Origin of the sequence: Paenibacillus chitinolyticus, assembly GCF_045038035.1 — a bacterium.
Taxonomy (GTDB): domain Bacteria; phylum Bacillota; class Bacilli; order Paenibacillales; family NBRC-103111; genus Paenibacillus_F; species Paenibacillus_F chitinolyticus_A.
The window spans coordinates 4117217-4131142 of the sequence record NZ_CP173427.1; the positions used below are offsets into that span (position 1 = coordinate 4117217).

The following is a 13926-nucleotide window of genomic DNA, read 5'->3' on the forward strand; positions in this document are numbered from 1 at the left end:
GTTTCAGAATGGACTGCATACGTCATGCAAGGGCCATTATACTCCTTTCGCGGCTTTCGTGAAAGAGCGGACCGGCCGCAAAGCGGACACGGTAAAACAAGCTGCCGGGCCATCGCGGCGGGATTTCTTTTTTCCTGCTGGGAGATGGTATAATGGAATGGTCAGGAATCTAACCGACCTTACAGAACTTTCAAATAAAGGAGCTGGGGAACCATGAGTTTGGAAAACAAGTCATCCGAGCTGGCAACATTTGCAGGCGGCTGCTTCTGGTGCATGGTCAAGCCGTTCGACGAGCAGCCTGGAATTCTCAAGGTCGAATCCGGTTATACGGGCGGTCACCTGGAGAATCCGACGTACGAGCAGGTTTGCTCCGATACGACCGGCCATTACGAAGCGGTCCAGATCACGTTCGACCCTGCCGTGTTCTCCTACGAGCGCCTGCTCCAGGTATTCTGGCAGCAGATCGACCCGACGGACGCGGGCGGCCAATTTAACGACCGCGGACAGTCGTATCAGACCGCTATTTTCTACCATAGCGAGGAACAGAAGGCGGCGGCGGAGAAATCCAAGTCGGATCTGGCCCGCAGCGGGCGGTTCGACAAACCGATCGCCACGGAAATTTTACCGGCCAAGCCGTTTTATCCGGCAGAAGAGTATCACCAAGGGTACTATAAAAAAAATCCGCTGCGCTATAAAGCGTACTCGGTAGGATCAGGGAGGGCGGCATTTTTGAAAAACACTTGGAAAGACCACGCGAAAGATCAGGATCTCAAAAAGCGTCTCACGCCCATGCAGTACGAAGTGACGCAGAACAGCGGCACCGAGCCGCCGTTCCGCAATGAATTCTGGGATCACAAAGAAGAAGGACTGTACGTCGATATCGTATCCGGTGAGCCGCTTTTCAGCTCCCTGGACAAATTCGATTCGTCCTGCGGATGGCCTTCCTTTACGCAGCCGCTGCAGGGCGAGCAAGTAACGGAGCATGTGGATCTGACCCACAATATGGTCCGCACGGAAGTCCGCAGCAAAGAAGCGGATTCCCATCTGGGGCATGTCTTCGAAGACGGCCCGGGCCCGAACGGGCTTCGTTACTGCATCAACTCGGCCGCTCTGCGCTTCGTTCCGAAAAGCAAACTGGAAGAAGAAGGCTACGGCGATTACTTGAAACTATTTACGAAATAAGAACCGGGGCCGGTTCCTCTTTTGGGGACCGGCCTTCATTTAAGCCGCGGGGGCATCCCCGCTTTTTTTATTGAAAGAATTTCTTAACCTTTTTGTAAAAAGATCCTAAGCAACAAATGATACAATGGAACCATTATGACTGACGGCCCGCCGCAACCGGGCAAAACAAAGGATGAAAACGGACATGGACAAGCATATTCTGATCGTCGACGACGACGATAAAATCGCGCAGCTCATCGAAATTTATTTACAAAACGAAGGCTATACCGTCTACAAAGCCGACAACGGCCTGACGGCTCTGGAAATTATGGCGCAGCAGACGGTTCACCTCGTCATTCTCGATATTATGATGCCGGGCATGGACGGCCTTCAAGTTTGCATGAAAATACGCGAAAAGCAAATGACCCCCATCTTGATGATCAGCGCCAAGGACGGGGATCTCGATAAAATTACCGGACTGATGACCGGGGCGGACGATTATGTCGTGAAACCCTTCAATCCGCTGGAACTGATCGCCCGTGTGAAGTCCTTGTTGAGAAGGGCGTATTTCCAGGCACAGGCATCCGTTCCCGCCGAAGAGCATACGACCCGGATCGGTTCCCTGCTCATCGACAAGCAGACGCATACCGTTACGGCCAACGGACGCCTCGTCAAGCTGACTCCGATCGAATTCGGCATTCTGTCCCTGCTGGCGACTCATCCGGGACGTGTTTTCAGCTCGGAAGAAATTTTCGAGAAAATCTGGAAAGAAAAATATTTCGAATCCACGAACTCCGTCACAGTTCATATCAGCCGCCTCCGCGACAAACTGGAGAAGGAGATGGAAGGCGAAAAACTCATCCACACGATATGGGGGGTCGGCTACAAGCTTGAAAACTAATTGGAGCAGAGCCCTGCTGTACAGCCTCGGTTCATCCCTGATCGTGCTGCTACTCATTTTCCTCCTGGGCCGCACGCTTTTCTATTCCTATCTTTCGGAACGGATCAGCCTGGAAAATATTTTGATCTGGATCAACTACCGGATCGGCTACCCGGATGCCTATATCCAGGCGGGGCTGATCATTTTCCTTCTCTTTTTTATTTATTTTTACCGGCTGGAGCAGCGTCACCGGGACAAGCGCACGCTCGCGCAGATTATCGAGAATATGCAGAAAATCACCGACGGCGATTTTAATCACCGCGTTCCGGCGGGGGGCTCCGGCGAGCTCGGTCAGCTTGCCGTTCACGTTAACCGGCTTGTGGACCGCCTGAAGCTCTCCCTGGAGGAAGAACGCCAGGCCGAACAGGCCAAGAATGACCTGATCACCAACGTATCGCACGATCTCCGGACACCGCTCACTTCCATTACCGGTTATCTGGGCCTGGTGGATCAGGACAGGTACCGTGACGAAGTGGAGCTCCGTCACTATATCGGGATGGCGTACGAGGAATCCCAGCGGCTGAACCAGCTCGTTCAGGATTTGTTCGAATACACGCGGCTCCGGAACAAAGAAATGAAGCTGCAGCTCGTTAAGATCGATCTGGTCGAAATGCTGCATCAGATTTTCTCCGCTTTTCAGCTGCAGCTCAAGGAGGCGGACATGGACACGCGGATGACGTTCGAGCAGCCCCGCCTCTATGTGCTTGCGGACGGCAATAAACTGCGCCGGGTGTTCGAAAATCTGATCACCAATGCCATCAAGTACGGGCATGACGGAGCTTATCTCGACGTCACGGGACGGATTGAAGGCAGCGAAATCGTCCTGTCCTTAACCAATTACGGAGAATCGATTCCCGCCCCTGATCTTCCGCGGATTTTCGAGCGGTTCTACCGCGTCGAGAAGTCCCGCACGAAGCATCTCGGGGGCTCCGGAATCGGTCTGGCCATCGCCAAGCAGATTATCGATCTCCACGGCGGAACGATCGAGGCTTACAGCGATCCGGAGGAGACGGTATTCACAGTCCGCCTGCGAACGCTGAATCCCGACAGCCCTCTCCCTTCTTCCGTCCGTTCCGGTTCCTTTTAGACGCGATCTCCCGCGGGGGGATCGCTTTTTTTATCCCCGGAATAACGGCTGTTCGCGGGACTCTCAAAAGCTGTCTAAAATCACAGAGAATCGTAATTATTTCGTAAGGTTTTCTTATCGGTTTATTAAACGTTAGGGTCCAATATAGAAGGAGAGCAGTTACCGCCTCAAACCGGAAAGGAGCACTACCCTATGAAACTAAAATCAACCCTGCTGGGACTCACGGCCGCCGTCGTCGCCTTGACCCTTGTCTCGGATCCCTTACATGTTATCAAACCTCGCGCGGCTTCCGCTTTATCGACGCTGCGCTCAGGTCTTCTGGGCGGAAGCGGCAGCCCTTTAACTTCTTCCGTCGAGGGGGAAGCCGCCGTACTCATGGACGCGGATACCGGCAAGGTCCTTTTCGAGAAGCAAAAGGACTCGCGCCTTTATCCAGCCAGTACCACCAAAATCGTCAGCGCTATGGTCGCCCTCGAGAAAGGCGGCGCCAAGGACCGCATTACGGTCGGCGACGAAATCCGGTTGAAAACGCCGGGTGAAAGCACCGCCGGACTGTGGGAAGGCCAGCGCCTTTCACTGGAAGATCTCATCGCCGCGATGATGCTTCCTTCCGGCAACGACGCGGCCAGAACCGTCGCCCGTTACATAGCGGAGAAGGATAGCGGCCGGAAACTCTCCGCGGAAGAGGGCATCGACTATTTCGCCGGTCTGATGAACGAGAAGGCCGCCGCGGTCGGCGCCAAGCGCTCCCACTTCACGAACCCTCACGGGCTTCATGACCCCAAGCATTACACGACTGCGGGCGATATGGCCTTGCTTGCCCGTGAAGCCATGAAGAACAAAGTGTTCCGCAGCATTGTCGACCAGCCCCGGCATACGGTCGCTTCGGCCGGAAGTAAACAAACCTTCGTCAATCGGAATCAGCTTCTTCAAGAGGGCGGCGCCTACTATTTCAAAGGCGTTAACGGCGTCAAAACTGGCTTCACCGACGAAGCCGGCTATTGTCTCGTCTCATCGGCGGACCTCGACGGGAAGAACTTGATTACCGTCGTACTCCGGTCAAGCTCAGGCGGCGTCTATACCGATACCCATGCGCTGTTAAAGCTTGCCGTGAACAAGGAAACGGCCTAAGCCCGCCGGGTCCAAGCCCGGACTAGGAGCGGGTTAGGCGGCAGCGGTCCGTCCAAAGCGCGCCGCGCTCTATTTGCCGCTGCGGAAAAGTATCGCTTCCGATTTTTTAGGTGAAACGCAAAAATCCCCCGTCTCTATGAAGAGACGAGAGCTCGTAAGATCCCGCGGTATCACTCTAAGTGCCCGGCTGCCACATACCCTATGCGAAAAACCGGACCTCTTTTGACCGATAACGGCGCTCAGCTGGATCTCCCTACTTTCCGTTCAGAAGACCGTTTCCAGGGCCCGCGGCCAATCAGACATCCGTACCGGCTCCCGTCTTTTCCGACTCGCTGCGACTCTCCGTCCGAATGCCAATCCCGTTCATAAACGTCCCTCTTCTTCGTTGTTTGAATAATTAGATGATTTACACCGGAAGAGCTGTGTATGGTCAAGGCGGAATTTTGGTGAATTTTGGTGAGGAGAGTTATAGCAAGGAAAAACTTATACCCGAAAACAGGACGGTACCTAATAGGATACGAACTGTAAAGCCTGTGCTGAAGCACATGTTAACATTTATAAAATGGTCATGATTTTATAAGAAGTAGTCATTCTATAAAGAAATAATTCTTCTTAAATTAAGGTAACAAATACATTATCCATAATTAATTTCTTTTTTTTGATTATAACCATAATAATTACAGATTTTATTTTAAATTCCGCCATTTTAACCGTTTACACTTATACGTTAATGTGTTACCTTGATGATGTAACCTAAATTATGGTAAAGGGTGTGTAATTATGAAGAGTAGAGTTTTGTCAATGTTGTTCCTCTGTTTCGCCTTATTTATCGTTGTTCCTATCTCCGCATCAGCAGCTACGAGTGTGCAGGCTACAGGCCAGGGCCAGCTGAACATTACGGCCAATTTCACAGGGGCTTCCTATGCTGAAGTTTATGTCAGTAACCAAAATGGACAAGCCGTATACGACAAAATCTTCACCTCCGTTGGCGGAAGTGGAACGATCAACGCTTCGATTCCTAACCTTCCATACGGCACTTACAAGATTATTATCGGCGGACAAGCTATATCTGTCTCGAACCTGCATTACGGGTTCCAATAACGCAACCCAAAAAAGCCTCGAAATCGAGGCTTTTTTTTATGCTCTGATACTTCCGATGCATAAGCTCTTTATCCGCGCAGTCGATCTGGACCAGCTTCGCCAAAACTTTTTGAGAAGCTGGATTGACCTATCTTTTTTCTTATTGCACAGGTGCAACAAAATTCTTCCATTGCGATTACCGGCCAAAAGCCAAATCCCACAATTGCTCCATAACAGGGGGATTAAATTCTTGAGGATACAATAAAATCGAAAGAAATAACGTTATCAGGATTGCGACGGTTACCGAAACAGCCCGGTTTACGTATCTTGTTTTTTTAGGAAGCCAATCACAATCACTGTACTGTTTAAAACATAAATAAAGGGCAGATAAACAATTCTGCCAAGCCCCGTGTAAGGAAAGAATTCGATTAACCCTGTAATCAAAAGCATAGAAGGAGTGAGGGCCAAAACACACTGATCCAAAACCGAAAATCTGAATAGAGCAGCCTTGTTCAATCGGGGAACGAATTTATAGAACCTATGATTACAATCGAGGCATTTATTATCATAAGGAGCTACGAACGGAATCAAGGAAATCAGGGCCCCGTAAGAAACCTCTCCCGTGAAAAATATAAAGGTCATAAAAAAGTAAACAGAGAGCAGCAGTCTCGTCAAGATAGAAGAAGTTTGCTTTATTCGGTCGCTGTTACAATTAGGACAATGCTTCACACGAATCTCCACCCTTACCCGCCCACTTAAGTTTCATTAATGAAAAGTAAAGTACAAACAAGCTCATAGGTGTACTATTCTTTTTTTGTCGATTCATTTCCTCTTTTATCCACGTACATAAACCGACCGGATCGCATATTCTTATGGGCGCGCATAAAAAAGAGCTTCCCCGCATAAACGGGAAAGCTCTTTCGGACCTTGCTCAGTGAGCGACGGTATTGTAAGTCATAATCCAGATGGAACCTGCTACGATCGTCGTCAAAATTACGAGACCGAGAATCAAAGTCAACAGGTTATATCGCGGCCCCTTCTCATCCGTCAAGTGCATAAAGAATAGAAGCTGCACGGCGAACTGGAGAACGGCGGTAATGAGCAGGACCAGAATGGCCGCCTTGCCCGTTACCATTTTGTTCAGGATCACGACCAGCGGAATAATCGTCAGTACGATCGACAGAAGGAAACCGATGACGTAAGACTTCAGAGAACCATGCGATTCATGGTGTTCATGATCATGTGCTCCGCCCGAATGGGTCGTATGTTGTGCCATCTTACATCACCCCCATCAAGTAAACGAACGTGAAGACGAAGATCCAGACCACGTCCAGAAAGTGCCAGTACAAGCTGATAATGTTCACTTTGCGGCGTGTTACGGTGTTGATGCCGTGACGGCTTAGCTGAATCATCAGGGCAATCATCCATACCAGACCGACGGATACGTGAAGTCCGTGCGTTCCGACTAGGGTGAAGAATCCGGACAAGAAGCCGCTCGTGGAGATCGTCGCGCCTTCATGAACCATTTTTACAAACTCGGTTACTTCCAGCGTAACAAAGGAAGCGCCCAGCAGCGCCGTTACGGCCAGCCAGCCGATCAGGCCTTTACGGTTGCCTTTGTTCATCGCCAGCACGGCCAGACCGCTTGTAAAGCTGGACGTGAGGAGGATGAACGTCTCCGCGATAATACCCGGCATTTCGAACAGCTCTGCCGGAGTCGGGCCGCCGTTGGTGTTGCCGTGAAGAACGATATACGTAGCGAACAGCGTACCGAACAGGATAACGTCGGTGATCAGGAAGATCCAGAAGCCGAACATCCGCAGCGATTCGAGGTCATGATGGCCATCATCATGGCTGTGGTCGTGCTGGTGAGACATTGCTTTATTGTGACTTTTTGCTTGTGCCAATTAGACCGACCCCCTTGCCGCGGCTTCCGTGCGTTCAATCTCATCCACCGGAATATAGTAATCTGTATCGTAATTGAAGGAATGCGCGAGCATACATACCGCTACTCCGATCAAGCCCGGGATAGCGAAGAACATCCAGCCGAACACGAACCCGAAGCCCGCGATAAACCAGCAAAGCGATTTGATGAACGGAATCGCCGAGTTTTTCGGCATGTGAATCGGTTCAAGCTTCGCCTTAGGCGCCGGTTTCCCACCCTGCTCCAGACGCTGCTTCTCTTCCCAGTAAGGATCCTGCACGCTTGCCGTAGGAATCGTCGCAAAGTTATAAAGCGGAGCCGGCGAAGGAATGGACCATTCCAGCGTACGTCCGTCCCACGGATCGCCTGTTGTGTCGCGCTCCATGAATTTGATGCTGTGTGCGATTTGCCACACTTGGAAAATGAAACCGATCCCCATCAGGAAGCCCCCAATAGTGGAAGTCAGATTCAAGCCGTACCAGCCCGAATCCCAACCATACGTGCTGAGACGCCGTGTCATGCCGTCCAAGCCGAGGAAATACTGCGGCATGAAGCAAACATAGAAACCGATATTCCAAAGCCAGAATGCCCATTTACCGAGCTTCTCATTCAGCTTGAATCCGAAAATCTTCGGCCACCAGTAGTAGAGACCGGCGAAGTATCCGAATGCGACACCGCCGATGAGCACTTGGTGGAAGTGGGCAATCAGGAAGTAACTGTTGTGGAACTGGAAGTCGGCAGGCGCTACGGAGAGCAGCACCCCAGTCATCCCGCCCACGATGAAGCACGGAATAAATCCGATCGTCCATAGCATCGGCGTGTCGAACCTGATTTTACCTCGGTACATAGTGAACAGCCAGTTAAACACCTTCACGCCCGTTGGAATCGCGATAATCATCGTCGTTATGGCAAAGAAGGCATTGACATTGGCCCCCGAACCCATCGTGAAGAAGTGATGCGCCCAGGTAAAGAACGAGAGAACGCTAATAATCATCATGGCGAACACCATGGATTTGTACCCGAACAATTTTTTCTTCGCGAAAGTCGAGACGACTTCGGAGAAAATACCGAATGCAGGCAGGACAACGATGTAAACCTCAGGGTGACCCCACATCCAAATGAGGTTGATGTACATCATCGGGTTGCCCCCGCCGTCCAGCGTGAAGAAGTGCGCCCCCGCAAAGCGATCAAGGAACAGAAGGGCGAGCGTCACGGTCAGAATCGGGAAGGCGAAAATGATCGCGATACAGCTGGAAAGCACGGACCAGGAAAACATCGGCATTTTCATGAGCTTCATGCCCGGTGCGCGCATTTTCAGAATGGTCACGATAAAGTTAATCCCGGTCATCAAGCTCCCGATACCGGAAATTTGAATCCCCCAGATGTAGAAGTTCTGCCCGACCCCCGGACTGTGTGAAAGCTCCGACAGCGGCGGATAGGCCAGCCAGCCCGCATCAGGCGAGCCTCCGATAACGAAAGACATGTTGAACAGCATCGCGCCGAAAAAGAACAGCCAGAAGCTGAGCGCGTTCAGGAACGGGAACGCAACGTCGCGTGCCCCGATTTGAAGCGGCACGGCGATATTGAACAAACCGAACATAAGCGGCATCGCCATAAACAAAATCATGATTACGCCGTGCGTGGTGAAAATTTGGTTATAGTGCTCCGGCTGCAGGAACTCCATATCCGGCATCGCCAGCTGCGTACGCATTAGCAGCGCATCTACGCCGCCGCGGAACAGCATCAGAATCGAAGCGATGATATACATGATGCCGACACGCTTATGGTCGACGGTAGTCAGCCATTCGCGCCACAGCCATGTCCATTTTTTAAAATAAGTAAGTACAAAGATGATGGCGATGGTCGCCAGACCGATACTCACGTCAGCGCCGTAGATCAGCGGATCGCCGGTTACGAAGAACGTGGACGCGAAATCTTTGATTTTATCCAACATGATGGATGTTCCCCCTTTCCTCTCTATTCATGGCCCGTATGAGCGGCAGAAGCTTCCTGCTTCACTGCGCCCGAGCCTTCCGTTGAACTGTTTCCGGCCGCTTTGTCGGAAGTGCCCGACTCGGTACCGGCGGATGGTTTGGCGGGTGCAGGTGCACCGAAGCCTCCATGGTTATGGGACGGGGAGTATCTCGTTACGATCTTCTCAAACAACCCTTCCGGGAATTTGGAGAAGGATTGAACCTCGGATACGCCAGGCTCCGCAAGCTTCTTGTAGCCGTCCAGCGTAAGCTCCGGAGAGCTTCCTTTGATTTCTTTGACCCAGGAATCGAAGTCGGCTTGAGTCGTTGCTTTCGCGACGAATCTCATCTTACCGAAATCTTTACCGCTGAAGTTAGCGCCCGATCCCATATATTCACCAGGCTCGTCGGCCATCAGGTTCAGCTTCATGGCCATCCCGGACATGGTGTAAATTTGTCCGCCAAGCTGCGGAATCCAGAAGGAGTTCATCGGTGCGTCCGAAGTCAGTTCGAAACGGATCGGCACATCTTCCGGAAACTGAACATAGTTAACTGTCGCGATACCTTGCTCCGGATACTTGAAAAGCCATTTCCAGTCCAACGATGTAACTTGGATCGTGATCGGCTTAACCTCTTTCTCGGCCGCAAGCGGTTTGGAAGGCTCCAACGCATGCGTGTAACGGACCGTTACGATACCCAGTGCCAAAATAATCAGAATCGGGATCCCCCACCAAATGGTTTCGAGCTTGGTGCTGTGCTCCCAGTTTGGCGTATATTTCGCCTTTCTGTCCGGCTTGTCACGGTAGCGCCACACGATTACAAAGGTAATCACGAGTACGGGTACGATGATGACCAGGCAGAGCAGAGTCGAAATCACAATCAAATCCATCTGCTGCTGACCGACGGGACCTTTCGGATCCAATACGATCGGACTTTTACAGCCTGCGGAAACGACCGTCATCAAGACCAGCATGAATACTGCGCTAAAACGCCGGAACAAGTTCCCCTTCTTCAATTCTCCTCATCTCCTGACTAACGCCTCCGCCATCAGAAGATGCGGAGATCGTTCGTTCTTTCATGTATGTGATAAACATAACAGAAACGGAATCGAACATCTGCCCTGTTAACAAAGGTGTCATCGAACCGTTGAAATTCCGTAATAGAAAGTTCAACGTTTCGACGTTTTTTTGTAATGAATAGGCAGAAAACCTTGTCAGACCAACGTTTTCACCAAAACTTGGATGAAACTTCTCACCCGTTCGACTCTAATTGTGAACGTAGAATCTGTCCGATTATGTCGATTTCCAGACGCAGCTTAAGCTTCATTACCCGAAACGGCTGTCTTCTAACAACATACCCCGGTTTACTATGCGCTCTTTCTCCCACACGTTCCCACTTGAAGACAATAGAAAAAAGCCCTCCACCCTTTCGGGTCCGGAGGACTTCTCATTCATTCCTGCGTTATTCGGTTACTTCGCCGTTCTCCTGCTGTTCAAATTTACGCTCGTGCACCAGATGAATAGCTGTGCCGATTGTGTAAATGAACACGCTGCCGACCATAAAACCGATGCCGACCATCAACGTCAGGTTCTTGTCGCTAAAGTGGAACACGTTCCACAAGCTCATAATAACGCCGATTACAAGCGCACTCCATGCCATCAGGTTCATAAAAGAAAATAAGCGACCAACTTCGCGTTCGTTTTTTTGTCTCTGCGGTACCGTTAATGTTTTAGTTGTCATTGAGATCACTTCCCTTTCGTGCAGTAAGGGTCTATTTGTGTCTATTATAGCACAATCTTTAAAATTTGTTCAAACAATTTTCAAATTTTGATCAATAATTGGACACTTTTTATTACCCGAAATGAGAAGGAGGTAAACATTAGGTAAACAACCCCCATTATCTCAGCTGCACATTTGCTGCAAAGACTCCTTTCCCCGTTAATCCGCGAATGATCGCAAATTGGCTCTTATGAACTTACGGCAGTTCCTACTTTCGGTGATCGTATGATTGTGCCAGGGGAACATGCCCCCTAACCACCCTTTTATAATTCCAGTTATGAAAAGACGTTATCCGTTCTTCTAAAGACTGACCGTCTGAGACTGTATGAGTTTTTCTCTGTTATTCCGGATGCTCTTCGCTTTCTCTATTTCTTTAAAAAATGCTTCCCTGCCAGCCGTTCAGCTTTGCGGCCGCCTCGACAAAGAAGTAATCGCCGTAGATCAATCCCACGTCGACGTTCTGGCCGGCAGGCTTATTTCCCGTGCCTTCCCGAAGGATCGCTTCGGTCTCGTCACCAAAAGACGCGTACGATCCTGCCAAAGCTGCCATGATCCTAACCGCGGCCCGCTCATACAGCTCTCTTTCAAGAGCAGCCACATGCTTTGCGATTTCAAGCAGACCGGACGCCGCGCAAGCTGCCGCCGACGAATCTCTGGGCTCCCCTTCCGCATTCCCGGTACGGAAATCCCAGTGGGGCACGGCATCCTCCGGCAGGGAAGCCAGAAAATAGTGCGCGACTCTTTTCGCCGCATGCAGGTAACGTATATCGCCGGTGTACCGGTAAACGTTCGCCATCCCGTAAAGAGCCCACGCCTGACCGCGGCTCCATCCCGATTCCGGCGAATGTCCCTGGCCTCCCAGCGCTTCCAGAAAAGCCCCCGTCTCCGGATCAAAGCTGACAATGTGCCTGACCGATCCGTCTTCCCGAATAAAATGTTCCAGCACGGTATCCGCATGAGCCGCCGCTATATGGCGAAAGCGGGGATCCTGGATTTCTTCCGCCGCCCAGAAAAGTAGGGACAGATTCATGCAGGAGTCAATGATGGCCCAGCCGGTTTTGTCCTGATTCCATGCGCGCAGAAAGCGACCGGCCAGATTAAACCGCCCCGCCAGAAAATTCGCCGCCTGAATCCCCCTTCGGCGTGCATCCGCATCTCCCGTAAGCTTGTATTTGATCACGGCAGTCGGAAGAGACTGAAACCCTACATCATGATGAAGGTTCGAGTTGTTTACCATACACTGCTCCAGATTCGCATCCCAGTCCCAGGCTCTCTCCCGGAATGAAGGATCGCCTGTCATTTCATGCATAATCCACAACATACCCGGCCAGAACCCCGATGTCCACCAATCGATCCTCATATCATCGTATATCCCGTCAAAAGCGACATGAGGCGATTTATTCCCCATCTTTTGTGCCATAACGCTTACTTTCTTATACAAACTGCCCCATAATTCTTCCTTATTCACCGTTATCCCTGCCTTTCCGGCAATCCGTCCGGCATTCCACTCCACCGCTGCAGACTCCGTGTATGTCGTTATTCTTCTATCGTAGCAAACACCGTCCGGACTTGTTTTGGGGATATTATGATATAATGTTGTCATATTACGAATTCATCGAGGTCGCTCGCCATGAGACTTGATAATTATGCCGATCTTGGACGGCATCCCGTGCAGCTTTCCCTCTGTCTGAATCGTTCGGAAAGCTTTCGCGATATTTTCCATGCCCATCAGGGAATCGAAATTTTATATGTCCACCGCGGCAAAGGGAGAGTCATGATCGGGCAGGAGCTGTTCGAGATAAAACCCGGCACCCTTCTTTTTTTCAAACCCTTCCAGCTTCATACGATTCGGATGACCATTACCGAACAACAACCTTACATCCGTTCCATGCTTCTGTTCGATCCGGCGGTGTTGCTCCGGTATACCGAGCCTTACCCGTCGTTAAATAGTTTCTTGCTGCATATCTGGAAACATCCTTTCGGTGATCAGTGGGTGGAGGTGACGGATACGGATGCCATGGATAAACTTTTTCATTTTTATAAGGGTGAACCCCAAGCAAACCGGAACACTCCGGCCCAGTCTGAAAAAGTTCTGCTGGATACGCTCTCTCTCCTCCACCGGATTCAAGACCTTTTTGATAAACAATCAGCCGCAGGCAGGGTGGGCTCCGCACTCCGCTTTTCTCCGTCTGTGGTCGCCATCCTCGCATGGATCGAAGCCAACTATGCCTCCGAGTTTCGTTTAACCGATTTGGCCAGGCACGTGCACCTCACTCCCAACCATGTTTCTTACCTATTCCACAGGGAGACCGGGAGCACCTTAACCGGCTATCTGACCGCCAAAAGGCTGCAGCAAGCCTCTTTTCTTCTTAAAACGACGAACTTATCCGTCCGCGAAATCGGCCACCGAATCGGATTTTCTAACTTCTCTTACTTCTGTCAACTGTTCAAAAAGCACAACGGTCTTTCGCCCGCAAAATATCGCATGAGTTAAGCATAAAAAAGGCACGACATCTGAAGACGTTCTGCCTTTTTTGTGCTTAGGCTACTTTATAGTTACAAACCATCAAGACTTACCTAGAACAGAAGCGGTGCTCCGATGTAATGCCATTAGTACAGCTTCCAATAGAATACAAAGCACCGGTAAATTGGTCCACATACAAAAAGAGACCTTTTGAACGGTTACGTTCAAAAGGTCTCTTACGTGCTTGGCAACGTCCTACTCTCCCAGGACCCTTCGGTCCAAGTACCATCGGCGCTGGAAGGCTTAACGGTCGTGTTCGGGATGGGTACGCGTGGTTCCCTTCCGCCATCGTCACCAAACAGGTGTCTATTCAGACACACCAGGGTT

At 50.7% G+C, this 13926-nt stretch carries 12 protein-coding genes and 1 rRNA gene; 6 read left to right on the forward strand and 7 right to left on the reverse strand.

The window, feature by feature from the left end:
* Window positions 1-213: 213 nt before the first annotated feature.
* The 5 genes from msrA to ACI48J_RS18525 all read left to right on the forward strand — a co-directional run bounded on the left by msrA (window position 214) and on the right by ACI48J_RS18525 (window position 5420).
* Complete coding sequence (gene msrA, locus ACI48J_RS18505) at window positions 214-1182, forward strand: peptide-methionine (S)-S-oxide reductase MsrA (protein ID WP_405079642.1); 969 nt, start codon at window positions 214-216, stop codon at window positions 1180-1182.
* Window positions 1183-1366: 184 nt separating this feature from the next.
* Complete coding sequence (locus ACI48J_RS18510; RefSeq protein WP_405079644.1) at window positions 1367-2062, forward strand: response regulator transcription factor; 696 nt, start codon at window positions 1367-1369, stop codon at window positions 2060-2062.
* Window positions 2052-3188 carry a sensor histidine kinase gene (locus ACI48J_RS18515; RefSeq protein WP_405079645.1) on the forward strand — a complete coding sequence of 379 codons (1137 nt, stop codon included), beginning with the start codon at window positions 2052-2054 and terminating at the stop codon, window positions 3186-3188. The genes ACI48J_RS18510 and ACI48J_RS18515 overlap by 11 nt, the downstream gene beginning before the upstream one ends.
* 192 nt (window positions 3189-3380) lie before the next feature.
* Window positions 3381-4319, forward strand: a complete 939-nt coding sequence (locus ACI48J_RS18520) for a D-alanyl-D-alanine carboxypeptidase family protein (RefSeq protein ID WP_405079646.1) — start codon at window positions 3381-3383, stop codon at window positions 4317-4319.
* 780 nt (window positions 4320-5099) lie between these two features.
* Complete coding sequence (locus ACI48J_RS18525) at window positions 5100-5420, forward strand: hypothetical protein (RefSeq protein ID WP_326056777.1); 321 nt, start codon at window positions 5100-5102, stop codon at window positions 5418-5420.
* A gap of 910 nt (window positions 5421-6330) precedes the next feature.
* Here the strand turns inward: ACI48J_RS18525 and cyoD are convergent.
* The 6 genes from cyoD to ACI48J_RS18555 form a co-directional block, all read right to left on the reverse strand.
* A complete protein-coding gene (cyoD, locus tag ACI48J_RS18530; RefSeq protein WP_009677253.1) occupies window positions 6331-6675 on the reverse strand; it encodes a cytochrome o ubiquinol oxidase subunit IV in 345 nt (114 codons plus the stop codon).
* A gap of 1 nt (window position 6676) precedes the next feature.
* Window positions 6677-7276, reverse strand: a complete 600-nt coding sequence (gene cyoC / locus ACI48J_RS18535; RefSeq protein WP_405083249.1) for a cytochrome o ubiquinol oxidase subunit III — start codon at window positions 7274-7276, stop codon at window positions 6677-6679.
* A 30-nt stretch (window positions 7277-7306) separates the two neighbouring features.
* Window positions 7307-9277: a cbb3-type cytochrome c oxidase subunit I gene (locus ACI48J_RS18540; RefSeq protein ID WP_326056783.1), complete on the reverse strand. Its 1971-nt coding sequence runs from the start codon at window positions 9275-9277 to the stop codon at window positions 7307-7309.
* A 23-nt stretch (window positions 9278-9300) separates the two neighbouring features.
* Window positions 9301-10269, reverse strand: a complete 969-nt coding sequence (cyoA, locus tag ACI48J_RS18545) for a ubiquinol oxidase subunit II (protein ID WP_405083250.1) — start codon at window positions 10267-10269, stop codon at window positions 9301-9303.
* Window positions 10270-10757: 488 nt separating this feature from the next.
* The gene (locus ACI48J_RS18550; RefSeq protein WP_103995309.1) at window positions 10758-11036 is read right to left on the reverse strand and encodes a hypothetical protein; all 279 of its coding nucleotides are present in this window, start codon (window positions 11034-11036) and stop codon (window positions 10758-10760) included.
* Window positions 11037-11448: 412 nt separating this feature from the next.
* On the reverse strand, window positions 11449-12588 hold the full coding sequence (locus tag ACI48J_RS18555; protein ID WP_405079648.1) for a glycoside hydrolase family 88 protein: 1140 nt from the start codon (window positions 12586-12588) through the stop codon (window positions 11449-11451).
* A gap of 117 nt (window positions 12589-12705) precedes the next feature.
* On the opposite strand from ACI48J_RS18555, the gene ACI48J_RS18560 reads away from it, so the two are divergent.
* Entirely contained in the window at window positions 12706-13569 is an 864-nt protein-coding gene (locus tag ACI48J_RS18560; RefSeq protein ID WP_405079649.1) for a helix-turn-helix domain-containing protein, read from the forward strand.
* Window positions 13570-13781: 212 nt separating this feature from the next.
* Here the strand turns inward: ACI48J_RS18560 and rrf are convergent.
* A 5S ribosomal RNA gene (gene rrf / locus ACI48J_RS18565) occupies window positions 13782-13898 on the reverse strand.
* Between the last annotated feature and the right edge of the window lie 28 nt (window positions 13899-13926).